The 24,535-nt window shown below is 59.4% G+C and carries 21 protein-coding genes and 3 pseudogenes; 11 read left to right on the forward strand and 13 right to left on the reverse strand.

Features of this window, described 5'->3' with window-relative positions; genetic code table 11:
• The first annotated feature begins 28 nt into the window (after positions 1-28).
• Positions 29-997 carry an MBL fold metallo-hydrolase gene (locus M1D34_RS29820; RefSeq protein WP_498784797.1) on the forward strand — a complete coding sequence of 323 codons (969 nt, stop codon included), beginning with the start codon at positions 29-31 and terminating at the stop codon, positions 995-997.
• Between the two features lie 464 nt (positions 998-1,461).
• Here M1D34_RS29820 and M1D34_RS29825 read toward each other — a convergent pair whose 3' ends face one another.
• The 9 genes and pseudogenes from M1D34_RS29825 to M1D34_RS29865 form a co-directional block, all read right to left on the reverse strand.
• Positions 1,462-2,154: a response regulator transcription factor gene (locus M1D34_RS29825; protein ID WP_498784799.1), complete on the reverse strand. Its 693-nt coding sequence runs from the start codon at positions 2,152-2,154 to the stop codon at positions 1,462-1,464.
• Entirely contained in the window at positions 2,144-2,533 is a 390-nt protein-coding gene (locus M1D34_RS29830) for a response regulator (RefSeq protein WP_498784801.1), read from the reverse strand. The genes M1D34_RS29825 and M1D34_RS29830 overlap by 11 nt, the downstream gene beginning before the upstream one ends.
• Entirely contained in the window at positions 2,530-3,177 is a 648-nt protein-coding gene (locus tag M1D34_RS29835) for a response regulator transcription factor (protein ID WP_498784803.1), read from the reverse strand. The genes M1D34_RS29830 and M1D34_RS29835 overlap by 4 nt, the downstream gene beginning before the upstream one ends.
• Positions 3,177-6,404 carry a PAS domain-containing protein gene (locus M1D34_RS29840; protein ID WP_498784805.1) on the reverse strand — a complete coding sequence of 1,076 codons (3,228 nt, stop codon included), beginning with the start codon at positions 6,402-6,404 and terminating at the stop codon, positions 3,177-3,179. Before M1D34_RS29840 ends, M1D34_RS29835 begins: the two co-directional genes overlap by 1 nt.
• Positions 6,405-7,947: 1,543 nt before the next feature.
• Entirely contained in the window at positions 7,948-8,391 is a 444-nt protein-coding gene (locus tag M1D34_RS29845) for a carboxymuconolactone decarboxylase family protein (protein ID WP_498784807.1), read from the reverse strand.
• 145 nt (positions 8,392-8,536) lie between these two features.
• Entirely contained in the window at positions 8,537-8,938 is a 402-nt protein-coding gene (locus M1D34_RS29850) for a cupin domain-containing protein (protein WP_498784809.1), read from the reverse strand.
• A gap of 842 nt (positions 8,939-9,780) precedes the next feature.
• Positions 9,781-9,963: pseudogene (locus tag M1D34_RS29855) on the reverse strand (transposase); the annotation flags it as partial.
• 35 nt (positions 9,964-9,998) lie between these two features.
• The gene (locus M1D34_RS29860; protein WP_498784811.1) at positions 9,999-10,145 is read right to left on the reverse strand and encodes a hypothetical protein; all 147 of its coding nucleotides are present in this window, start codon (positions 10,143-10,145) and stop codon (positions 9,999-10,001) included.
• A 585-nt stretch (positions 10,146-10,730) separates the two neighbouring features.
• Complete coding sequence (locus tag M1D34_RS29865; protein WP_498786188.1) at positions 10,731-11,672, reverse strand: homocysteine S-methyltransferase family protein; 942 nt, start codon at positions 11,670-11,672, stop codon at positions 10,731-10,733.
• 182 nt (positions 11,673-11,854) lie between these two features.
• Here M1D34_RS29865 and M1D34_RS29870 point away from each other — a divergent pair, with 182 nt between their 5' ends.
• From M1D34_RS29870 to M1D34_RS29885, 4 genes and pseudogenes are all read left to right on the forward strand, one after another.
• Positions 11,855-12,823, forward strand: coding sequence for an AraC family transcriptional regulator (locus tag M1D34_RS29870; protein WP_498784813.1), 969 nt, complete (start codon positions 11,855-11,857; stop codon positions 12,821-12,823).
• 23 nt (positions 12,824-12,846) lie between these two features.
• Positions 12,847-13,045: pseudogene (locus M1D34_RS29875) on the forward strand (type II toxin-antitoxin system HicB family antitoxin); the annotation flags it as partial.
• 199 nt (positions 13,046-13,244) lie between these two features.
• Positions 13,245-13,445, forward strand: coding sequence for a cold-shock protein (locus tag M1D34_RS29880; RefSeq protein WP_331373478.1), 201 nt, complete (start codon positions 13,245-13,247; stop codon positions 13,443-13,445).
• Positions 13,446-14,253: 808 nt separating this feature from the next.
• The gene (locus tag M1D34_RS29885) at positions 14,254-14,928 is read left to right on the forward strand and encodes a spermidine synthase (protein WP_498784815.1); all 675 of its coding nucleotides are present in this window, start codon (positions 14,254-14,256) and stop codon (positions 14,926-14,928) included.
• Between the two features lie 744 nt (positions 14,929-15,672).
• Here M1D34_RS29885 and M1D34_RS29890 read toward each other — a convergent pair.
• Positions 15,673-16,275 carry a hypothetical protein gene (locus M1D34_RS29890; RefSeq protein WP_498784817.1) on the reverse strand — a complete coding sequence of 201 codons (603 nt, stop codon included), beginning with the start codon at positions 16,273-16,275 and terminating at the stop codon, positions 15,673-15,675.
• Between the two features lie 105 nt (positions 16,276-16,380).
• On the opposite strand from M1D34_RS29890, the gene M1D34_RS29895 reads away from it, so the two are divergent.
• Positions 16,381-17,352 (forward strand): GlxA family transcriptional regulator, encoded by a 972-nt coding sequence (locus M1D34_RS29895; RefSeq protein WP_498784819.1) that lies wholly within the window; start codon positions 16,381-16,383, stop codon positions 17,350-17,352.
• 24 nt (positions 17,353-17,376) lie between these two features.
• Here M1D34_RS29895 and M1D34_RS29900 read toward each other — a convergent pair whose 3' ends face one another.
• Together M1D34_RS29900 and M1D34_RS29905 are read right to left on the reverse strand one after the other, a co-directional pair.
• Entirely contained in the window at positions 17,377-17,877 is a 501-nt protein-coding gene (locus tag M1D34_RS29900) for a glutathione S-transferase N-terminal domain-containing protein (RefSeq protein ID WP_498784821.1), read from the reverse strand.
• Between the two features lie 111 nt (positions 17,878-17,988).
• On the reverse strand, positions 17,989-18,930 hold the full coding sequence (locus M1D34_RS29905; protein ID WP_498786190.1) for a GlxA family transcriptional regulator: 942 nt from the start codon (positions 18,928-18,930) through the stop codon (positions 17,989-17,991).
• A gap of 181 nt (positions 18,931-19,111) precedes the next feature.
• On the opposite strand from M1D34_RS29905, the gene M1D34_RS29910 reads away from it, so the two are divergent.
• From M1D34_RS29910 to M1D34_RS29930, 5 genes and pseudogenes are all read left to right on the forward strand, one after another.
• Positions 19,112-19,570, forward strand: a complete 459-nt coding sequence (locus tag M1D34_RS29910) for an SRPBCC domain-containing protein (RefSeq protein WP_498784823.1) — start codon at positions 19,112-19,114, stop codon at positions 19,568-19,570.
• 206 nt (positions 19,571-19,776) lie between these two features.
• Positions 19,777-19,939 (forward strand): annotated as a pseudogene (locus tag M1D34_RS29915) (IS66 family transposase); the annotation flags it as partial.
• A 128-nt stretch (positions 19,940-20,067) separates the two neighbouring features.
• Positions 20,068-21,111: an alpha/beta fold hydrolase gene (locus tag M1D34_RS29920; RefSeq protein WP_498784825.1), complete on the forward strand. Its 1,044-nt coding sequence runs from the start codon at positions 20,068-20,070 to the stop codon at positions 21,109-21,111.
• Positions 21,112-21,328: 217 nt separating this feature from the next.
• Positions 21,329-21,658, forward strand: a complete 330-nt coding sequence (locus M1D34_RS29925; RefSeq protein WP_498786192.1) for a hypothetical protein — start codon at positions 21,329-21,331, stop codon at positions 21,656-21,658.
• A gap of 103 nt (positions 21,659-21,761) precedes the next feature.
• A complete protein-coding gene (locus tag M1D34_RS29930) occupies positions 21,762-22,208 on the forward strand; it encodes a VOC family protein (RefSeq protein WP_498784827.1) in 447 nt (148 codons plus the stop codon).
• A 1,805-nt stretch (positions 22,209-24,013) separates the two neighbouring features.
• Here the strand turns inward: M1D34_RS29930 and M1D34_RS29935 are convergent.
• Positions 24,014-24,397, reverse strand: a complete 384-nt coding sequence (locus M1D34_RS29935; RefSeq protein ID WP_498784829.1) for a DUF4112 domain-containing protein — start codon at positions 24,395-24,397, stop codon at positions 24,014-24,016.
• Between the last annotated feature and the right edge of the window lie 138 nt (positions 24,398-24,535).

A 24,535-nucleotide genomic window follows, 5' to 3' on the forward strand; every position in this document is an offset into this window, starting at 1 on the left:
TTTCGATCACCCAAAACAGGAGCGCATCATGTCGCAGCCAGAAACAAAACCCCGTTCGATTGGTCAGCAGGAGACGAACATGAGCTTGGACAACATCTCACACCCCGGTAAACCGGGGCCCGAAGAGTTGGTTCCGTCGCGCTACGCGGTGCGGGTCGGCGAGATTGACGTGCTGGTGGTCAGCGATGGGGTGCTACCGCTCCCAACCGCGATGTTGGCACACGACACCGACCCGGCCGTCCGGGCGGCCTGGCTGGACAACATGTTCTTGCCGCCGGACGCATTCGACTGGCCGCTGAATGTGGTCGTCGTGCAGAGCGGCGGGCAGACCATACTCATCGACGCTGGACTAGGGTTGGACCCAGCCTTGAACTTGCCGCGGGCCGGGCAGTTGGTCAAGCGGCTGGAGGCTGCCGGCATCGATCTCGCGTCCGTGACCGACGTGGTGCTGACCCACATGCACATGGATCACATTGGCGGGTTGCTCGTTGACGGGGTGAAAGACCGGCTCCGTCCGGATCTGCGGATCCATGTGGCGGCCGCCGAGGTCAAGTTTTGGGAGGCGCCCGACTTCACCCAGGTCTCCATGCCGGATGGGTTCCCGGACGCGCTTCGGGCGGCCGCCAACCGATTCGCAAAAGAGTACCGCAGCCAGCTGCGGCTGTTCGATGAGGAGCACGAGGTGGCGCCTGGGGTGGTCGTCCGTCGCACTGGCGGCCACACCCCTGGGCACAGCGTGGTCCGCCTGGCATCCGGCGGCGATCGGCTGACCTTCGCCGGTGACGCCGTGTTCGCGGTCGGGTTCGACCATCCCGATTGGCACAACGGTTTCGAACACGACCCCGAAGAGGCGGCCCGCGTTCGGATCCGTCTTTTGAAGGAGCTGGCGGCAACCGGCGAACAGCTGGTGGCCACTCACCTGCCGTTCCCGTCCGTCGGCCGGGTGGCGGTCGACGGCGACGCCTTTCGTTGGGTACCGGTCTTCTGGGACTACTGACCGCTTATTAGGTTAGGGCCGAACGAGAGCAATTCTAGGAAAAGCGTGTAACGGTTTTCCGTCCGGAGTTGCGGACTTTCAAAGAGTTAGATCGTTTCACTGTTTCCATGAAACAATGAAACGATCTAGACGACCGCATGCGTTTGAACAACTGGTCGATCGCTGCCTCGTGCGACGCCGCTTGTATCTTCGCCGGCTTAGGCCTCGGCTCTCTACCGCGGCAGGTCGAATCTCCGCGCCGCACCGGTTGTGCTCCGGGCGGTATGCAGGTGTCCCGGCGGCGTTTTGCTTCTTGGCGCAAACCTCTGATCGGCCATTGCCCGGTTTCAGAGGATAGTTCACTGCTCTGCTCACGTCAGCAAGTGGCCCTTCGCGGCATTTCGCGGCAACGCAACAATCGCGTCGCTTTCGGAGCGAGCGGACATTCAGCGAGCCATGCTTATAGAACCGAATTTATGAGTACCCTAGGTCGCGCCGACCTCGCGCATCGGCGCGGGCAGCGTTTCCCATGCCCGGATCAGCTCGCCGATGGAAGCAGCCGCCATCTTGCGCATGACATTACCTCGATGCAGTTTGACAGTAACTTCACTAATGCCGAGATCGAAGGCGATCTGCTTGTTGAGGCGTCCACGCGCCACTTCGTGCAGAACCTCGCGCTCGCGTGGCGTCAGCGTCTCGAGGCGTTCGACATTGCGCTTGACGATCACGGCTTCCTGGCGCCGCGCGGCATCCATCGCAACGCCCGCAATCACAGCGTCAAGCAGCGTCTGGTCCCGCACTGGCTTAGTGAGAAAGTCCACAGCCCCGGCCTTCATAGCCTGGACAGTCATGGGAATATCACCATGCCCGGTCAGGAATATGATTGGCTTGGGGTTACCATTTTGGGTCAGATGACGCTGCAGATCGAGACCGCTGGCTCCTGGCATGCGCACGTCGAGGATCAAGCAGCCGGGGCTTTCCAAGACGTTGGTGGCGAGCAATTCGCGGGTCGAGGCAAAGCAAACCGACTGGAAGCCGGCCGACAGGATCAACTCCGACAGCGCCTCCCGCACAGACGCATCGTCATCGACAATGATGACGAGCGGCTGCTCCGGTTCAATCCTCTGCTGCGCTGATAGCGGCGCCGATCTCCGCACGAACGACTGGTCAACCATCATCATCACCCTCCATGTTTCGATTGCGTAAGGCGTCGTCGACGGCCGCCAGCAAGGCCTGTGCATCAAAGGGCTTGCGGAAAAACGCGCCGACGCCCCGCGCGCGGTCCTGATCCGCTATCTCGTGGCGGCCAGTGATCAGGAACACCGGCAGCTCCGGACGAACCTTCTTCACCCAGTCACGAAGTTCAAAGCCGTCCATGCCTGGCATGCCGATGTCGGTGATGAGCAGGTCCACGCCCGACAGCCCGCTGATGAGTAGCGATCCCGCCGACGGGAAGCTGCGGGCGGCATAGCCCGCGGACTCCAGAAGATTCTCCAGCGACTCGAGCAGTCTTGGATCGTCATCAACAATCGCCACGACAGGTCTTCGCTTGCTCACGCTTCGCTCCCTCCTGCTCGGCGCGAGTGGGTAATCGGTATTTCCAATCGCTCCGCGATACGCACGAGATCAGCGAACGACGCCGCTGCCATTTTCTGCATCACGTTCCTTCTATGAATTTCCAGCGTGACTTCGCTGATCCCCAGTTCGGCTGCGGCCTGCTTGTTGAGCAGGCCACTCACCACGAGTGGCAGCACGTCGCGTTCGCGCGGCGTCAGGTCCAGATAGCGTTGCCTCAACATGGCGAGGTCGGCGCGTTCTGCTCTCTGTTCCCGGTCCTGGGCGATTGCCGCGTGGATTGCGGCCATGACGTCCACATCGCTGAACGGTTTGGTCAGGAAATCCACGGCGCCGTGCTTGATCGCGCGCACCGAGGACGGGATATCACCATGTCCTGTGATGAAAACGATCGGCGGATGATCGCCCGCCGCGATCTGCCTCTGCAGATCGAGGCCGTTGATATCCGGCAATTCGACGTCGAGGATGAGGCAGGCAGGGACGTTCGGCTTGTCCGCGCTGACATAGTGGCCGGCCGATCCGAACGCGATTGCGCGCATGCCGTGTGAGGCCAGCAGCTCGCTGAGCGCCTCTCGAATGCGTTCATCGTCATCCACGATGAAGACGATATGATCGTCCGTCGTCATCACGCTGCTCCCACTTCAACGGGTAATGTGAAGACGAAGGTCGCTCCATGCGGCTGGTTCTGCTCCACCCACAGCCGTCCGCCGTGAGACTCGACAATCGAACGGCATATCGCGAGCCCCATGCCCATCCCGTGCTCTTTCGTCGTAAAGAACGGCTCGAAGATTTTGTCAGGAGATTCGACGCCCCGGCCGCGATCACTGACCTCGGTCTCGACCGCGTTCTGCATCCGCCGCGCGCGGATCCGGAGAACTCTGTCAGTCGTAATGGTGTCCATTGCCTCCATGCCGTTGCGAATAAGATTGACAAGAACCTGCTGAATCTGGACCCGATCGAGCGCGACGGCCGGAAGATTGTTTTCGACATCAACGTCCATGCGGACGCGCCGCCGCGCCGCCTCCTCAGCCGTGAGGTCACGCGCCTCCGCGATGACACTGTCCAGTGTCATCGCATGCCTCGTCTCGACAGACTGCTTGAACAAGGCGCGGATGCGGCTCACGACCTCGGCGGCGGCATTTGCGTCACGAATGATGCGCTCCACCGTCTTTTGCGCGCGCTCGAGATTTGGCGGTTCAGCCGTGAGCCAACGCTGGCAGGCGTGCGAGTTCGCCACGACGGCCGCTAATGGCTGGTTCACCTCGTGCGCTATAGAAGCCGAAAGCTCAGCAAGGCTCGCCGCCTGACTCGCACGCGCAAGGCTCTCCTGCGCCAGACGCAGCTCTTCTTGCGCCCGAACCTCGCCGTCGATGTCCAGGCAGATGACGTTCCACTGCACGATGGCACCTTCGGCGTTGCGCATCGCTGCGGCGCGAGTATTGACCCAGCGATATTCGCCATCGAAGCGCCGCAGACGGTGCTTCCGAGCATACGGCTCGCCGGTGGATAACGAATGGGCATATCTCTCTTTGACACCCGCCACGTCGTCGGGATGAACACCGGCGTCGAGTGTGCCGGCCAAGCGAGACTTCCCGGTTCCGTCCAATTCTTCAAGCTCATACCCGAGGAATTCGCGGAGCTGTCGGCTGCGATATAACGGCTCGCCGTCCGGCGCAGCGCAATCGATCATTACCGGTAGCGTTTCAACGAGCTCCCATAGCGAGCGTTCTCTCTCGCGCAGCGCTTCCTGAGAAGTCACAAAATCGTGGATATCGACGTTGGCGCCGTACCACCGGATGATGCAGCCACTCTCATCGCGCAGCGGATCCGCACGCCCCTCTGTCCAGCGGTATGAACCATCCCATCGGCGGTTGCGAAATTTCAACTCGAACGCTTCACCCGTGCTGAAGGAGTGGGTTAGGGCGCGCTGCAAAGGGATCCTGTCGTCAGGATGGACGATGGTCTGAATTGCCCCGGCTAATCCTTGCTGGGCATCAAAGTCCTCCAGCTTCAGGCCGATATAGTCAATCATGGTTTTGTTGATGTATGCGGGCTCGCCCCCTGGCGTTACGCACCAAATCTGCACCGGCACTGTGTCAATGAGTTCCTGAAGCTGCCGCTCGCTGCGTCGCAGCGCCTCCTCGACGCGCAACTGATCGTCGATGTCATGCGAGAGGCCGTACCACTGGACGATGCGCCCACTCTCATCCCGCAACGGCTCCGCGCTGCCTTCCACCCAGCGATAAACGCCATCTGCGCGCCGCAGGCGATACTTCTTGGAGAAGCGCTCGCCGGTGACGAAGGAATGGTTGAGCGCTTCCTCGAGGCTGGCCGCATCATCCGGATGGACGGCGGCTTCTATGACGGCCGCCAGCCGGCTCATGCCCGGCTTGTCTGCATCTGCAGTGTCCAGGCCGAGAAAATTTCTCAGGCGCTCGTTGAAGAAGGTAGGCTCCCCCTCCCAACTCAACCGCCAGAGCAAACTCGGAACCAGATCGACGAGCTGCGAGAGCTCCCGCTCCCGGTCGCGCAGCGCTTCCTGGGCGCGCATCTCATCGTCGATTTCGATGGAAATTACGTACCATTGCACAATCGCTCCGTTTTGATCCCGCAGCGGTTCCCCGCGGCTATCAACCCAGCGGTATGCGCCGTCCGCACGGAGCATACGATATTTCCTGGAGAAGGGCTCGCCGGTAACAAAGGAGTGGCGGGCCGTCTCCAGCAGGCTAATTGCATCATCGGGATGGACGAGGCCCTGTATGACTGCAGCCAGCCGGCTCATACCCGGCTTGTCCAAATCCCCTACATCCAGACCGAAAAAGTCTATCAAGCGCTGGTTGAAGAAGGTCGGCTCGCCTGCGGGCGTCAGACGCCTGATGTGGGCCGGAACCATGTTCACGAGCTGCGATAATTCCCGCTCCCGGTCGCGCAATGCCTCCACGCTTTGGCGCAATGTGAGCACCGCCAGCTGGTGCTGCCGGGATATGGCGGCCACGATGAGCGCCGAAAATGCCGAGACGGCCAGAAAGAGCTGCAGCATGACCTGCTTATGCCTCTGGGACTCAGGATCGCCGGCAAATTGGCTGGCGCCGGATATCGTGAATACTGCCGTGATCAGAGCGAGGAGGGTCAAGCTGACCGCGGCGCCCTTGAACTCGAAGCGCACTGCGGCCCAAAGAAGAGGCGGCATGATGATGTAGGCGAAGGGCAGGTAACCGCTCAAGGAAAGGGCAGCGACACCAAGAAAGATCAGCCCAAGGACACAAGCTTCTATCCATTGCGCGGCCGAGAGCTGGGCCTTGCCGCGCCAGTTCTGCAACACGACCAGCGCCAGTGGTGCCACGATCAAGACTCCGGTTGCGTCTCCGATCCACCAAAGAGGCCAGGCAGTTGTGAAGGATTGCGATTGTATGCGAAACCACGCAAGTGTCGCGCTTCCCACCGTAGCGCTTATGACAGGCGCAATTCCAGCGCCCAAGACGACGAATGCGAGAACTTCCTGCAAGGTTTCAAGCCGCACCGGCCGCCCGCAGATCCGGATCACGAGCCATGCGCCGGCCGCCGCTTCAAGAGCGTTGCCGGCATAGATCAGGACGGCGGCAGGAAACGGACTATGGAACCACAGGAGATTGCTAACCAGTTCCGCCAGAAGGCCCCCCAGCACCCACCACGGCCAGCTGTGCCTGGAAGCGAGGATAAGCGTAGCCATGAAAAGCCCGCCCGGAGGCCATATGGAAATACCTGTTCCGGGTACGATTGCGAGCGACTGAGCGAAACCGCAGCCCAGAACATAGGCTGCGACAAAAAATCCCAGATGCAAGAATTGGGGGCGGTGCGACCAGACGCATATCATTGGCTTCTCCTGCCGGACAAAGAAAGCCCTGGGGGCTATCAGCGCGCTTCGTAGAGCACTTGTTCTCAATATCTGGCCTGGCGAACTCATAGGCCACCCTAATCCCGCCATGGCCGAACCGCACCTCATGGAAATCCATGAGATGAAGTGGATATCCGCGGGTCTGATCAGCGGATTCACACCAAAAATGCGCAAGACAGTCGACGACACACTGAACAAGGCGACAATTTAACATCGATACACCCGAGGCCTTGCATGAGCTCGCGCGACAGCAAATCGAGCTGCGGTTAAAGGCCAAGCGGCGAAGGCCAGTCTATAGTCTAACCCGACCGCCGAATCTGACGACCGATCAGAGCGTCACAAATGAAGTAGTATTCTTATCAGTGAGATAGCTTTCTATTGCCGCTGAGCACTCCCCAAAATAGACGTTTTATTTCGACGAGCGGCCGACCGGGATCACCAGCCTTGAGGCGGTCCCTAACTAAAGCAACTAGATCTTTTTGAACCGCCGGCTCGGACAAGAAATAGCTATGCCCCGCAAAGTCCGCTCTTCCCTTGTGTTCGATAAAGTCGGCGACACCCGATAACTGCGAATTCTTCCAGAGCGCATTCGAGCCCGCCTTCTTGGAGCTGATGCTGGCGCTCGTTAATCGCCCGAGCCGCACAACGCTTCCGAACAGCCCGCTTGAAAGGGCAAGAGCCTAGTCACTGTTAGATGAATATACTGTCAGATGCAGCGAGCCTGTGGGCGGCAAAAGGCCGTAGGGGGTTGCTTTTGGTCCGAAGGGCGCATCGGGATCAGACACGAATCCGAACAATCTTGCTGTGGCAACATCGAGATCGATGTCAGGAGCGAACAGCCATGTAGCGACGCGTCAGGCTGTCTAGCCGGCCCATCGAGGTAAAAAGAATAGTAAAGTGGCGAACATCCGCAATCGCAGATTGGATGCGTCAAAGCTCATAGGCATTATTTCCTTCAGTTCGTCTCCAGAACTCGGGCCCGCCTTTGTCATTGGTTGAGTCGCTGAGGGTGTCGGACACCAGGCCGATGCGCCGTTCTAGTAGCAGTTCTCGATTCTGCGTGCCTGCCGAGCCTCATGAATGACCCGCCGCACGTCGTCCGCGACGATGTTATCGCGCCTCATCACAAGCTGGACGATGGGGTCGGCCAGCATCTCTTCGAGTGCTAGTTCGAGGCTCGTGGGGGCATGATGTATTCCCCGGACAGGCTCGGGCTCGCCGGCGGCTCCGATCGTAATCCGCCGAAGCATTAAAGGGCCGGTCGCCGAAACAGGTCCGCTAGTCCATCCCCGGTGCATGGCCGTTGATGACATAATCTGGGGTCGTCGAACTTGGTAGCCGAAAGCGCTTGCTCCCTGCGACCGATCAGAAGCTGCATGGTGGCGATCCGTCGAAGCCTGGAGGGCAAAGTGGTTGTAACCACCCAATTAATCCTCAAATCTGTTCGCACCGGCAAGAACGGCGCAGCGGTTTCCACTGCTGCGTCACAAAGACATTAAGCCCGATGACGCACGTCGAGCTGTCAAGCAGGGTGTGTAGCCCTGAAGCCTACCTGAAGCCGATTCCAAACGTTGATTGCACCGATTGCGAGAGACAACCAAGACCGTTCTTCTGCCGTAAATGCAGCCTCAATCAGCCTCCAATCATCGTCGGGGGCATTGGTTTGCGCGATGTTGGTTAACGCCTCAGTCCAGGCAAGAGCAGCACGCTCGCGCGGGGAATAAACCGTTGCCTCGCGCCACGCCGTCAACAAATAGAGGCGCATGGGATCTTCCCCGTCTTTGAGAGCTTCTGTGGTGTGCAAATGAATGCAGAACACACACGAATTGATCTGTGAGGCGCGCAGCTTGACAAGGTGCAGCAGCTTCGGCTCTAGCGGACCATTTTTGAGAGCGCTCTCCAGCGCGAAGACGTGTTTAAAGCCCGGTTCAGCAAGTTTGAAGTAATTATTCTGACGAGGTTGCATGGTTACTTTCCTTTTCGTCGATCTGCATCGAAGGTGTGAGGCTGGGCATTGTGTGCAACTGCAAGCTTGGAGGTATCGAACTTGGCAAGCAGGCAGCTGTGCCGTGGGGATGATTACGCTCCGGTTGTCCTCATATTCGCCTTGATCACTCCACCGGGATAACGGCCGGCGTGTCCTTCTTCTTGAGCAGTACTACGATGAATTTCGCGGAATTCGTCGTGCTCGCATTGCGGCTAATGAGGTGAATGTCGGAGGGGTTCTCGTAGTAGGTTTCTCCAGCAGCAACGGTGACTTCTTCGCCGCCCTTAACCTGCATGACGATCGAGCCCTCCAGGACGTATACGAATGCGTTGGCATCGTGGCGGTGGATAGGTGAGGAGCCGCCTGGTTGATATTCGACCGACAGCATGAGCCCTTCCTTGCCCGGATAGTCTGGCAGATCCTTGGTCATCAATGGTGTGACCTTTGCGCCGTCTTCAGCTGCAACGGACAAGGTGCCAAAGCCGACCGTGGCCGACACAAGCACGATGAGGGGGATAGACTTCATCTCGGGTCTCCTTTGTAGTTGATTGGGATTTGGCATTCGGGGTAAGTGGATAGAGATTTCATGGGCTCGGCTGTGGCACTCGCACGCTCTCATTGAACGCCATGGCATCAGGGCGGCAGAATAGCTGCGGGCATTTTATGTGTCCGCGCGGTGGTTTTGCATGAAAGATGACGCAATGGACAGTGTCGTCGCTATCGTTCGAACCGATGTTTGCGGGCGACAAAGGCGTAATTCGCCCTAGACCTTCCGCCAGCCCGCCCTAGCGACCAAGCTAGCGGATCCCGGGTACGGGTACATGGAGCCAGCTTTGTAAGCTACTCATTGTCGAGCATTCTTTCGCGGCGGGTCTTGGCATCAGTGTGTTGATGCTGATTGCGTCGGCGGGGCTCTACTAGCCAGCCGGTCTGATTTCAGCTGCGTCAGGCGTGGCGGGTGCCTCAGGTGAACTGAACAGATGCGCCCTTCTCTTGCAGTTCGCGCGCCAGAGCCGTCAGATCTGTGTCTCCCCAGATTGAGGTTTTTGGGGCTTTTCGTCAGGCCGACTGAATTCAACAACGAATCTCCGTTGTGGCGTCTTCATACTCTCGATCCCAAGCAAAGCTGAAAAGGACAACGCGACCGGCGCCGCTGCATGACCGCACCAATCGCGCTTCAACTCCTCCACGTGCGCGGCGGCTCTGTGCTTCCCGGGCGAGCGTCCCAGCTCACATGCCTTTGACGAGGTGACGGCGGGGAAACAGCAGCGCATCGTTTTGCCGGGCCCAATAAGAAACTGGGAGTAAACTCAAGCTTGTGTGTCGCCGTTAGGATGCCAAACGGTTGGCCGCGCATTCCGGTCCTGATTAATCCAGGCCAAGCCTCTTGCGCAGTTCGGCATTCTCCGATCGCAACTTTTCCGCCAAAAGCTTGCGGAGCCTCTGGTTTTTCGTCTTCGAGCCAAACGATATTTGCCAACTCTTCGGGAGAGGCTTCTCGGCCTTTTGCTCAACGGGCTTTACGTTCCGCTTCCACAGGTAGTAGGTTTGCTAAGAAATGCACGCGCTCTCAGCGCCCGAACGGATCATTCCTCACAAACCAGCTTGTCGAGTGCATTGTGACCGGCCTGCATGATGTCCATGTCGTGTATGTGACTGATCGCCGCCAATTCCTTCATCAGATCGCCTACTACGAGATCAACGCGACGGGGAATGTTCGCTTCATCTTGCATGATGGCTGCCTCGAGTTGCTCAAACGATCCTCCCAGCGCACGGTAGAGCTCTATAGCGCCGACAACAAAAGATTCCGCTGGCGAAGTGCGAGGTCACTTACTGAAGCTTCACCGTCGCACGCGGCCAACAGTCTAATAGCTTTGTTCTGAAATTCGCTCATCAATACAAACGCAAATCGAAAACGATTTGCCCAACTTGATAGCCTTAAAGTTGAACATCCAATAACCTCAACCAAGCGGCTCCATCCCCAGCATCCGCCTGTCCTTGGGAACGTGGTACGGCGTCAGGGAGGCGCCATGGGAGAACCACGCCTAACCAGGTGCGGTCGCCAGTTGGACGAGCCGTCGAGCCACCGCTCGCTTTAGCATCTATTGCTGTGCGCCGCCCACTTTCTCGGGATACTGGAGAGATCCGGACCACGAGCGCAAGCTGTCCTGGAAATAGCGTAAGGGCCGCGCTCGCGTGCGAGCGCAGCCTCAGATATTGACATGACGGGCGAACCGATCGTCAACGAGTGTGAGGATCTCGTAATCTTCCAACGTAGTTAGAGCGGAAGGCGGGCGGAAAACCGCACGCACTTTTTCTCAGGCCGCTTCGAGGCAGCGAAAGCAGATCTGCTCAATGTGGCGATGATCGGTGCCGCAGCAGCCGCCGAAGACCGAAAGATTGGGCAGTATCCGGCGCAGGCGCATGTAGTCCTGTGCCAACTCGACTGGATCGCCTGGGTCCAGCACGTCTGAATTGTCGAGCTCGGCATGGCTCTTGCGCGAGGCGTTGGCGCGGACGCCGCGAATGCGCGAGCGCCACGCTCCTTCGCCGAGAGCATCGACAAAGTGATCAGGGTGGGCGCAGTTGACCATGTAGTAGACGGGTGCCGCGCCGGTGAGTTCATCCACCTTCTCGATCGCCTCGCCAAGGGACTCGCCGGAGGGCAGTCGTCCGTCGGTCTCGGTGGTGAATGCTAAAGCGACGGGCATCCCGGCAGAGACCGCCGCGCGGACGACACCGATCGCCTCGCCGCTGTGGGTCATGGTGACGGCGGCAACCATATCCGCGCGGGTGTCGGCAAAGATGCGGATTTGGTGGCTGTGATACTCCTCAGCCTCGTCCGGGCTGAGCTGCGCTTCCGGTGCATAACCGTCGCCGCGGGGACCGACGTTACCGGAGATCACGATCGGCGCGCCGGTGCTCGCCTCCTGCCGCAATTCGTCCATCAGCTCGATGGCCTTGCGGTTGAAGGCCTCAATGGTGCGATCCTCGTGGCCGAGCTTCGCCCCCCAGCCGCGCGAACAGCGCCAGGTCGGGCTTTCCAGTATGAAGCTGACGCCGCGCTCCTCGGCGATTTTGATATAATCGCGATAGTAACTCTTCAGCTCCGTCCGGCCGGCCTTGTCATCCAGCAGGAGGTATGACGCGAAAAGAGGAAGGTTAAAGCCCTTATGAAAGATCAGCGTGGTCTCGATGCCGCCATCTGTCAGGAAAAGGCCACCGCTTAGCTGCGGCAGACGGTGTCTGTAGCCAGTCATTTTTGATCCTCTGATTGTGGGAGCGTGCCGGCCGTTGTGCATTCCGGCGCAAAGGATCCGTCGCGAGTTTCTTCGCACGACCTTTTCAGTTACTCTCCGGGCACTGGTATGACGCATTTCACGTTACCGGGTAATGACCGGGACGCCTGTTTTCTTGTCAGATCCGCCGGACGTGTGGGGCCATGGACGCGCTGCTGGATATCTTCAAAACAATGCGGCTCAGCGGGGGGATTTTCCTCGATGCGGAGTTCACCGCCCCCTGGTGTGTGACATCGCAAGTCACGCCCGAGGACTGCGCGCCTTTCATGCCGCAACCGGCCAATCTCATCGCCTATCACTACGTGACCGAGGGCAACCTCATCTTGAAGGTAGCTGAGCAGCCACAGGTCACCGTCCAGGTCGGCGAGATCATACTCCTGCCGCGCAACGATGAGCACGTGATCGGAAGCGCAGCTGCTCTGCAGCCGATCATGGCCGACCACTTGATCCTGCCTGGCTTCGACGGCAAGCTGGCGCGGATTGTCCACGGCGGCGGCGGGGAAAGGACGCAGATCCTATGCGGCTTTCTCGGCACCAACGCCGCAAGGCTGCCCATCTGCGATATCCTTCCCAGCGTTATGAAGATGAAGGTGGAACAGGGTTTAGGGGAGTGGATCGAAAGCTCATTCCGCTTCGGCGCGCAGCAACTTTCCACCGGCCGGGCGGAGCCGGGCCTGCTGGGCAGGCTTGCGGAGCTCCTGTTCATGGAGGCCGTGCGCCGGTATGTGGGAGATCTCCCGCCGGATACGAGCGGCTGGGTTGCCGGCCTGCGTGATCCGGTGGTCGGGAGGGCGTTGGCCCTGCTGCATGGCCGCATGATGCATCACTGGACGACCGAGGAATTGGCAAAGGAGATCGGATTGTCGCGGTCCGCCTTCGCCGACAGATTTACCAACGTCATGGGCGAGCCGCCCATGCGCTATCTGGCAAATTGGCGGATGCAGGTCGCAGCCCAGCGGCTGCGGGGCTCGCGCGAGCCGATCGCCAGGATAGCCTACGAGACAGGCTACGAATCCGAAGCTGCCTTCAATAAGGCCTTCAAGCGCGCGTTTGAAATGCCGCCGGCTACCTGGCGCAAGCAGCACTCGGGAGAAGGAATCGCCTCGAGCTAGAGCAATTTGCAGTCACGCGTCGCGACGATTACCTTGAGACCTGCAGGAAAATAGCCAAAGCCTCAGAGACCCTATTCAGGAAAGATGATGTTTCGTGTCGCTCCCGAAGTCCATCGCCGAGCAGCTCTTGCTGCTGAGCTTTCGGGAAAAAGCCTGAACCAGTGGACAGAAGAGGTGTTGGAGGAAGCCGCCGACAACTTTGCCGAGGCACGCCTATCGGCATATAAACCATCAATTCGCGGGCGGCGACTAGCCGTTCATGAATTGGCGTTCCGTTCGATACATTATGCAATCTTTTGAGCACGGAAGGTACGTTCTGTTTTCAAGTTTCGCTCGAGAACAAACGGAGGCATTGCGGCCACCGCCTCGCGCCTATAGGTTTTCGACCCATCGTTCATCGCTGAACTCTGGAGATCAAATCATGGCGAACGGGACAGTCAAATTCTTCAACAACGATAAGGGGTTCGGCTTCATCACGCCCGAAAATGGTGGAAGCGACGTGTTCGTCCATATTTCCGCAGTGCAGGGTGGCGCTCTGAGCGACGGCCAGCGCGTCAGCTACGACTTGGGTCAGGATCGCAAGACCGGCAAATCCAAGGCAGAAAACGTCCGCGTGCTTTAATAGATTGTCCGAGCGCCTGGCCCACTCTGGCGCTCGTACCTCCCTTGTCACGCCGTTCTAGCGTCCTAACTGACTTCAGCGCCGCGTAATCTTGGAAATCACGGTATTGAAGGAGTCGAACCGCGGACCCTGCTTGTCAGAGGCTGGCAGTCGTAAGTGAGATTGGCCAAATGCGTGCCACGACGCCCGGCTGCGTCTGATTAAGCCGGCACAATCATCGCACTCGACTAGAGCTCCACGGTAAATCGTACGGTGAAAAGCCCTGCGCGGACAGCGCGGAGATCAACGTCAGCAATTCGGCCGGCATCTCGGCCGACTTCGTCCCTCCATCAAGGCATTGGGTTTCGATACCAATTGCACAGCACTCCATGCGACTGCGGAACCTTGAACGCTCTATTTTCTGGACCGGACCCTGGCACCTGTACCGCGATCAGGCGCCGCCCGCGGGTCATCTCATAGGCAAGCGCGTGGCTCCGCAACAGCCCCGGTATAGGGGTCGGCGAAAAGTGTGGCCTAGCGGGACGGGCTGACGCATCGGTGTCCAAATAGCGCATCGCCCGATTTTTCGGCTGAAGTCCAACCGCCCACAATAAAGCGTGTTTCCCGGACGACGAACCATGCTGAACTTCATCGGGAAACCGAAGGCAACGTTCGTAGGCTGCAGCTTCCCCTCGCAAATCTGAGAGGAACGAGAAATCCAGTCGAGAACGGCCAGGTTGCATGCAACTCTACTATTCATCGATAATGTGATGTCTTCGGCACGACCGCCATGTTACGAGGCCTCTGAACAACGCAATGAGATGCCCCAATGCTTCCATGGATTCACCTTGATCGCGCGACCATTCCCGGTGATGTCGGCGAGCTGCGCCTGAAGCAGCGCGGTAGCGAATTTTCGATCATGCTCGGCTCGACGGAGCTCATGAACAGTAGGCTGAGCGGCTCGGAAGAGGCACTGGCAGCGCTTAGCTGCGAGCGGATTGCGGGCCGGAAAACCCCCAGCATGCTCGTTGGTGGCCTCGGCATGGGGTTTACATTGCGGGCCGCTCTGAGCGTGCTTCCTCAAGATGCCCATGTCGTTGTCGCCGAACTCGTTCCCGCTGTCGTCGAATGGGCGCGCGGACATTTGGCAGATCTCCACGTCGGCACACTCGACGATTCACGTGTCGACATCCATCTCGGTGACGTCGGCGCGCTCATTCGGTCAAAGAAGGCCGCATATGATGCGATTCTGCTTGATGTCGACAACGGCCCCGATGGCCTGACGCGCACCTCCAACGACAATTTATACAGCCACGACGGTCTTCGGGCCGCCAAGGCTGCCCTCCGCCCGAACGGTGTGCTTGCCGTCTGGTCATCCGCGCCGGATCGCGCTTTCACACGCCGATTGCGTGAGGTTGGCTTCGCCACCGACGAAGTGAGCGTGCGCGCCAACCATAAGAACGGTGGTGCCCGCCATGTATTGTGGATGGCGACCAGGCGCTAGCACCATCTCAATAAGATCATAGTCACGACGACGACTTGAAGAACTCTAGAGACAACCAGCTTTCCGACCGTCGCGCGGCCGCAGCCGATGCGAAAGCAGCTCTGCTGAAACTCTACCAGGGAGCCGTACACAGCCCTTGTCGATCGAAGTTGCGCTAATCAGCGTTGGGCTGATGGAAGGTGCGGCCGTGCTCGGCAAGGCGATCAGCGATGCAATGCTCGAAGTCTTTGATAGCATGCTAGGTGAGTGATTTCCCGGTGTTCGATCGATCATGGGGTCACTCTGAGCGAATGCGGCGAACGATCTGCGCTTCTGGCTGGAACTTTTTCCGTCGGAGAACACACTAGCGATCGGCTGCGGGACTCCAGATCCCACGTGGCAAGGTTCCCGTCGATAAATTATGCGATCTTTTGCCCCGGAAAAGCGAACATCCTCGCGGCAAGCCGTGTACAGGGCTCGTGAAGAACGGCTCCCTTCGAACCATTGCTGCCGCTCGTTAATATCGGCCGGGATTTCCCGGTGCGAGCCGAAGACGACTTTCCCGCCACGGTTCACCAACGACCGCTGCGCGCCTCATCAAGGTCATTCCACCATCCCTTCCCGTCCTCCAGAAGCAGACATAGCAGCGTCAACGCCATGCCAAGGTTGCGTCACAGCACACTGCGCGCGTTTGTCCGAAGGGCGTCGCAGCGCGAGCGCATGGAGACCGACCTCAATGCCGCAACGTACGGCAGGGTGCCCGTCTCAGCCTCTCACTGTTGCCAAGACGATGACGATCGCGAGAGCAGTGTCCAGCACGAAGCAGAACTCGGCCATCGACCGTACGACGACCTTGTTCTTGACGTGGTGATAGACGTCCCAGCCGGCATGTGCGGCCAGTCCCGCCGCTACCAGCAGCGCTCCCACAAAGGGGCTGATGAAGAGGGCCACGGTGGCTAAACCGCCGAAGACAATCATTGCGATGGCTTGCAGCGGCAGGTCGCGGTTAGGACGTCTCAGAGCCCGGATCACGCCATAGACCGCAAAGAGGGCGGCGACGGTAAGCATCGCCCATGTCGCATCGAACGGTATGAGGCCGAGCCTTGCGACGGTGATCACGACCACCGATAGCAGGAATACCGGCCAGGAAACCCATGGAATCTCCAAGGCAGCCGCTGCCAGGTACACGAGGCCCGAGGCGACGACGATCGCAGCCAAATCCGTTCCGTGCTCCGAACCATTGAGCAGATCAATCGAAACGAAGGCCGCGAATGCCAGGCCGATAGCCGCGGGCCACCATTGGATCGACCGCCAGCCCGACGTGGGGGATTCGGGCGCTGACTTCGACGCTTCCGATGCTTCAGTCATGATTGCTCCTCCTTGCGGTGGCGCGGTCCTTGGCTGACCACCAGTGTGAACACTAGCAGGCGCACAGAGTTGGCAGGAATGACAAAAGAGTGGTAATTCCTGCCAGTGCTGCATCATATCGTCATTACCGTCTATCAAGACTTCGAATTGCTGGATGCGACCGGCCCGGCTTCCGTTTTCGCATCCGCCAATCACGCGCTCGCAGAGGATGGAGAGCCTGCACGCTATGCCGTGCATTTGGCCTCGCCGACTGGCGGTGCGGTGCCGAGTAGCAGCGGTGTCGTCGTCGAAACCAAAGCACTGGCGAAGGTGCCACGACAGGTTGACACAATCCTCGTGGCCGGGGCGGAGGCTGGCGCGGTCACCGCAGCAACCCGGACGCCGGAATTAGGGCGGTGGTTGTCGCGGAGTGCCTCGTCCGTCAGACGACTCGGGTCGGTTTGCGCCGGCACCTTTGTGCTCGCAGCGGCGGGACTGGTGGACGGTAAGCGTGTTGCCACACACTGGAGCGCCTGCGAACCGCTCGCGCGACTCTACCCCTCCCTTACGGTCGACGCCGACGCACTCTATGTCGTCGATGGCAACGTCTGGACATCGGCCGGAGTGACGACCGGTATCGACATGGCCCTCGCCGTGGTCAGCGAGGATCTCGGCAGCGCGCTTGCAAGTCGGGTCGCCAAGCGCCTCGTCCTCTACGCACGCCGTCCCGGCTATCAGTCTCAGTTCAGCCCGCTGCTGCGTGCCCAGGCGAAAGCCGATGGTCCTTTCGCCGATCTCCTGGTGTGGGCACAGGCCAATCTCGATACCGCGCTGGATGTGCCGAGCCTTGCGGCGAGGGTCGGCCTCTCGGAGCGGACGTTTTACAGACGGTTTGTCGCTGCGATAGGCGAGACGCCGGCACAGTGTATCGAGACCGTGCGGCTGGACGCGGCGCGTATCTTGCTCTCCCAAGAACTGCCGTTGAAGGAAATCGCAAGGCGGGTGGGACTTGCGCCGACCGCACGCTTCACGCAGGTCTTCCAAAGACGCTTCGGCGTGACGCCTCGACTTTTCCGCGAGACCCATACGAGCAGGTGAGCCATGTTAGACGCAAAGCTCAGCTCAGCTTAACTCATACTGCAACAGATGTCCGTCAATGGGTCTAGAGCAGTCGGTTCGCTTCCGGCCCAATTGAGACGCTCGGGTCGCACTGGCCAAGAATCCGCTCCTGACGCTTCTTTGGCGTTTAGACCAATGGCATTGACGAGCTTGCTCCTCCTGGTCCTCCAGGAAAAAAAGAGGGACAAACGGCTTCTGTACTTCTGTCGAGAGGAACGCAAGCATCTGCAAATGCCGGGTACGACCCATTTTCCCTCCGGGCAGAAGGGCAACCGACTGGTTGGCGATCCAGTCGAGGATTGCCACGTTCTCGGTGAGCAACATGCCATCGTCGAGCACAAGTGCCGGCACGTAGCCGTTCGAATTGACCTGCATGTAGTCGAAACCGCCCTCGACGGTATGGCTGAAGATATCGACCTTGTGCGGCCGAAAGGCAAGCTTCGCCTCGCGCAGCATGATATGCGCGGCCTGCGAGCTGCTTCCGGGACTGTGATAGAAGTCCATGGCGTGTCTCCGTATAAAGCCAAGCGCCTTGCGCACTTCGCTTCACGACGGTGACAAATCCAGCGGGATGTGGTTAGAGGCGGTATCGCCGCTTTCGGGGCAAAACGGTCATTACGTGGGTAGGCCGCGAATGCGATTGCGCTGGCGATATTGCGCCGGCGTCAAGCCCGTACGGCGCTTGAACAACTTGCGGAAGAATGTCGGATCTTCGTAGCCGACCGAGGCGGCGACATCCTCGATAGCCACGTTCTCGGTCTCGAGCATCTGCTTGGCCTCCTCGATCCTGATGGCCTGAACATATTCGACGGGCGTATATCCCGTGGCTGCGAAAAAGCGCCGCTTGAAGCTGCGCTCTGACAACCCGGACCGACCGACCATGACGGAGACTGGGTTCGCCGTCGGGTAGTTGTCGACCAGCCATGCCTGAATCTTCGAAATGACCGCATCGCTATGTTGGCGCGGGCGCACCATCGATGCGAACGGCAACTGGCCATAGCCGCGATCGCCGAGCAGAAACAGGCGCGCGACACGAGCCGCTTCTTCTGCTCCGCAGAAGCGTCCGATCAAGTAGAGCGCGAGATCTTGCCACGAAGACGCGCCGCCTGTGGTGATCAACTGGCCGCCGCGGCCGCTGTTGCACAGGATCCGCTCCGGCCTGAACCTGACACTTGGATAGCGGTCACGGAACAGCTCCGCCATGGTCCAGTGCGAGGCCACGTCGGCTCCATCGAGCAGGCCGGCTTCGGCCAAGAGCACGGCGCCGCTGCAGGTCGAACATACGAGAGAGCCACGATCGACGTGTCGGCGCACCCATTCGATCTCCTCCGGCCACCGCCCTTCAGGCGTTTCATCGCGAGACAGGTGAATATCACAGACGATGATGACGTCGGCGTCGTCGCTATTCAGACGGCTTTCGGGTGTGACCCGTAATCCGGTGCTCGACCGGAATGATCCGCGGCAGCTTGCGACGAGTGCAGGGTGAATAGGCCGGGACAGCGCCTCGTCATTGGTCCGAGTGTCGCTGAGAACCTCGTGCATACCAAAGGCCGCCATCGTTCCGCTTTCGGGCAAGCTCAGGATCGAAACACGAAGCGGTTCTGTAGGACGCGAGCGTATCGGCATCATCGAAATCTGGCACAAATGCCCCGATGCCGTCGAGTCTGCCGCTGAACTTCACAATCGATCCGGTCCAATGTCGTCCATCTCTGAAGCACCGGAGCGGAAGGATATAGACATGAGCTTTACTGCAGGTACGGTCGATCTGACGAAGGATTTTGCGCAGCCGATTGACGCTGTCTTTGCAGCCTGGTCGAAGGAGGAAGCCCAGAGGGCATGGAGCGATCCCGGAGAGGGTTGGGAACTGAGCTTCGACCGGTTTCGATTCGCCGTTGGAAGCGTCGATATCTGCCGCTTCGGTCCGGCAGGCGGTCAAAACTACGTCAACGAGAACCGTTACCTCGAAATCGAAGCCGGCAAGCGGATCGTCTACTCAATGTCGCTTGAAGATAGAGGCCGGCTCACCTTTGCTGGCACGGTCGTCGTCTCATTTGAGAAAACGGATGACGGAACACGCATGCGGCTCGTCGAGCAGGGTCTCTATTTCGACGGGCAGGATGATGTCGCAGGCCATCGTTCCGGCTGGGAGAGCATGCTCGGCGCGTTAGGCAGATACCTGCTCGGCGGGCGGGCGTGATGTTGATTGCGTCGTGATGAATGAATGTCAGCTGTCCGCTGCCAATCTAACGAAGTGGCCAGTCTGCTCTCGCCCCGAACGCGACGTTAGAGCATTCGATTGGCAATAGCCGCTCCTGGCGCACATATGCCGTCGGATAGCTGGTGAGCCCACCCGACTGAGGCGATCCGAAGCAGGCAATATGCCGCCCGGTCCGGGATGTCGATTCTCCAACCACCGACGACGAGCAGCAGGCCTTTATCTTCGAGCAAATCGAAACGGCATCGCCTCGATACGGCAAAGGTCAACAAGGGCCGCGAGCGTCCGGATGGCAAACGTCCGCCGCGGCCTCGCAAGGGCTTCGCAGCGCATGCGTCCCGGATTCGGGTGGGCCAACATTTTAGCGCGCCGTGGTATAACACCTTTTCACAGCCTCGTGAGGGAGCTTGCTGTACTGCGCTAAGGCAACCAAGTGAGGCCCGCGCCCGCAGAATGCGAGCGTCTCATTGGGAAAACTCATGAAAAAAAGTCTACTGTTATCGTGCATGACGGCGTCAGTTCTTATCGCCGGTCTCTCTCCCACAACCGCCAGCGCGCAGAGCAACGGCGACCAACCGGGCGTCACTCAGGGAACCTATGGGCCACGGCTGGAAGGGTTCGAATATCCGTTCAAGACGGAGATGCTGGCCGTTTCAAGCCAGGGGCAGCAGCTGGAGATGGCCTTTATGGACATCGCGGCGGAGAACCCTAATGGGCGCACGGTGGTGCTGCTGCACGGTAAGAACTTTTGCGGCGCCACGTGGGAAGGCACGATCAACAGTCTGACCCAGGCCGGCTACCGGGTAATCGCGCCGGACCAGATCGGTTTCTGCAAGTCGAGCAAGCCGCAGGCCTATCAGTTCAGCTTCCACCAGCTGGCGGAGAACACCAAGGCGCTGCTGGACAGCCGAGGCATCGAGAAGGTGACGGTGGTGGGCCATTCGATGGGCGGGATGCTCGCGACGCGGTTTGCGCTGATGTACCCGGGTATCACCGAGCAGCTGGTGCTGGTCAACCCGATCGGGCTCGAGGACTGGAAGGCGAAGGGCGTCCCCTACCAAACCATCGATGCGGCTTTCGAGGGCGAGAAGAAGACGAGCTTCGACGGCATCAAACAGTATCAGCAGAAGTTCTATTATTCCGGACAGTGGAAGCCGGAATACGACAAGTGGGTGGCGATGAGCGCCGGCATGTATCGTGGCGAAGGCGGCGAGCAGGTGGCCTGGAACCAGGCGCTGACGTCTGACATGCTATTTACGCAGCCAGTAGTGCATGAATTCAGCCAGATCAAGGTGCCGACCCTACTGATGATCGGGATGACGGACAAGACGGCACCGGGCGCTAACCGCGCTCCCGAGCAGATTGCTTCGACCCTTGGCGATTACACGCAGCTCGGCAAGCAAGCGGTCGAGGTTATCCCGGGCGCAAAGTTGGTGGAATTCGAAGACCTCGGCCATTCACCGCAGATCCAGGACCCGAGCCGGTTCCACCAAGCGTTGCTTGATGGCTTGAAGACCCAGTAACGATTTCGGGGGAGGCCGTTAGGCCTTCTCCTGTTTTTTTTGGGCTGATGAGCCTACCGGCCCGCAATTAACGCCACCATGGCTCGAACGCCTGCGCGCGACCGTCCAGATAAATCGTTCGCCGACATCGGGGTCCATAGTCGATGGCGAGCAGTCACGCTGGAACGAGGCACTGGAGCCCAGCGCGAGCATCTCGGCGATCGCTCATCGGATCGGCATTCATCCGTCGCAACTGTTCGGCTGGCGTCGCGACGTCTTGGACCGACGACGTCACTCACCTCAGCATTCGGATCCCCCTGATCCCCTCAAACGAGGGATGCCTCAACTTCCGCTCATGGGTCACGCCCGATACTCGACCTCCGCGATCAGGCCCGCTCGACGAAGACGGCCTCCTTGCGCTTCAGGCTCAAGGTTGACACCGGAGAAGATTTACGTTGATCTCAACCTTCGACGCAAGTTCGGGTTCGCACCGGACGGGCAATCGAGATTGGATTCGCCAGTACGACGGACGCAAGTGCCGACAGAGACGGAGGTTACCTACGCCTGATCGCGCACCTCCCGAATCTGAACAAGCAGCGGCCCAATAGAGAGCAACTTCAATGGCCGTTTCCGCCCGAAATCCGAATTCATGGCGACATAAGGAGGAGATCATGAAGATTGTGACCAGCCTTAGTTTCCAAGGGCAATGCCGCGAGGCGTTTGAGTTCTACGCTAAGGTGTTGGGTGGCAAGATCACCGCCGCTCATTCCTACGGTGAAGCCCCGCCCGACATGCCGATCAACGACCCCAAATACAAGAGTTGGCTGATGCACTGCTGGCTAGAGGTTGGCGACCAAGCGCTGATGGGCGCTGATATGGACGTCGGATGGGCCCGGAACATTGACAAGCCCAAGAACGGCTTCGATGTCACTCTGCACACGGAGAACAAGGCCGAGGCCCAACGCTGGTTCGATCAGTTGTCCGAAGGGGGCAAGCCAGTCATGCCATTTGCTGAGACCTTCTGGTCGCCTGGCTTCGGTTCCCTGATCGACAGGTTTGGCGTCCCTTGGATGATCAACGTCATTCCGTCGGCTGACTGGCGGCCGCCGCAGGGGTGATGCCTAGTCCTGATTTTCGGCCAACTCCAAATTCGCACCGGTGCGCCGGAACGAAAAAGGTCGCGCCAATCTCAGCAGACCATCTGACGGGAGGACAAAGGGGTGGTCGTGACCTCTAGTCCAGATTAGGCGACCTCCCCCGAGACGGTGTGACACTCATCTTCATACGCGTGCCTCGCTTGATGCTGGCGCATCTGGACGAGACTCGATTTCGAGGACGCATCAGGTTGACTCTTGGCCCGATGTTGGCCCTAGCTCCAACGACTGGGGCTAGAGCCCAAATCGCAGACCAATTTCGAGGCGCCCTTCACGCTATGAACAGAGCGCCGCATGGCCTGGACCTCGCTCCCAAGCGATGCATCTGAGGCGACCAAGGTTGCAACCGCTTCCTCGCCGAACCTCACCCTATCCGCAATCGCCAGCCCTCATGATTGGCGCGGCCTGTGGCTGATCCGCGCGGTCTATCAACCAACCACCAGGTCCGTTCGATACATTATGCGATCTTCGGAGCACAGTGCGGGAACATACAGTCGCTGCGATGATGTTCGCGGCGCCGACAGCGATGGTCGAGAATTCCAACTCTTCACCATGAGACAATCTGCCCATCAGTCGGAACACGCGCGCAGGCACACCGGAGGGTGACAGTCGAGGATTCCGTGGCCGTCCCTTTCCGTGAGTTCGTCGCCGCCTCCACCGCGATAATGAATGCGCACCGGATGCTCGAACAGGAGTTCGGTGTCGAAAACCCCATGGAAGTTGGCCGATTATCTCCGTATCGGCAATCTGCAAAGAATTGCTCCCGCGGCGTCAAGCTGCACCTCGCCGCTTGGGAAAGGAAATACGTGTCTCTATTTCCGCGCCGCCAGCCGCTCCCGCGCTTGCGCGATTACCCGCTCTGCCCAGGCAAGAGGTTCTGCACGGGTATAGTCCTCGAGCAGTTCTGCATGGCGCTCCGCCGCATCCTCAGATCGGTAGGTCGGACGATAAACCGCCCCGTTGCCAGAAGTCGATTGCTTATCCCTCGGCTGATCCCAGGCAGCGAAGTGAGGACGAGGCGGAAGAGACACCAATCTCGACAGAGCTTGCGATGGCAGCTCTGCCTCAGAGGCGTAAGGCGAAGGCTCACCTTGGGCTCCACCCATTATGGGCTGTCTGTGACTGGCGTTCGCGTGGCAGCTACTCACCGGAACTATTGCTGGCGAGCTCGGGTTTTCTAGAGATCCCAACTTCGGGGCCTGTATCGCCACGGAAGGGCTGCAACTCCGCGGCGCCTAAACTGAAGGACGAGTCCTATGAGGCACAAACTGACCCGAGATTTCGTCGTCGCCCCATTACTTGCAATCGCCGCCCTGTTCACAACTTCAGCACTCTCCAACGACCCCGGAACTGGCGCAGAATGAGCGTTGCCGCGTCGCTCCGGGTGCGGGCGCCAATCGGGGGACGCTCACAGAAAAGCTTGATGATTGCGACGGAGTTCTGAAGCCGCCAACAGTCGGCGACACCGAAATGGTCGAGCCCGCTCCTGACGTCGGAAGAACGCCCGTGATCCGTCCAGACGAGTTGCCAGAACAACAGTAACGGTCCGAAGCCCGGTGGCTATGGCCAACCTCATCTGCCGACTTGCTAATGGCTTCGCTCGCCTCCATGCGCTGAGCAGCTCCAGTTTTGGTCCTCATCAATCTGCATAGAACAAATAAAAAGGCTTTTGCTGCGTGTAGAAGCGCCACGCCTCCTACAAAGGTCTGCGCGAAGTTCAGGACAATGCCGCGGTGGTCGATATGACCGTTCCGGCCGGCGGCCGTTGATCATCGCGATCGATCAAGGTCAGCGTGATCAAGTCCGAAGTGGTCGAGCACCAGTTGGAGATTGCGGCGGTTGGACTTGAAATAGATGTCGAAGACGTCGCCGACCACCGGGACGCTCCCGGCGACGGTGTCGAATCCCACATTGACCAGCATCTTGAGAAGCTTGTCGTTCGGCACGCCGAGACGGCGCGCCTCGTTGACGATGAAGAGGCTGACCGCCGCAGCGCCGAAATCGCCGATGCCGGGGATCAAGCCGAGCACGGAGTCCGCACCGAGCGAGACGCGGGTGCCGGGAATTCGGAGCGCGGTGTCCATAAGCCGGGCCAGGCCCCGGATACGCCGGAGGCGTGCGAGTTGCTCAATCGGTATCGCCTGCTTTTTCATGTTTCTTATGTGGTCCCAACACGCCGCCGTTTAAATGTCATGCGGCCGACTTCTGCTTACCGAGCCGCTTGATTGCCTGCTCAAGCGGACGCTGCCCATTGCAGTAATCCTCGACCTCCCATCTAACGCTCACCACCC

Source organism: Ensifer sp. D2-11, from assembly GCF_054161295.1.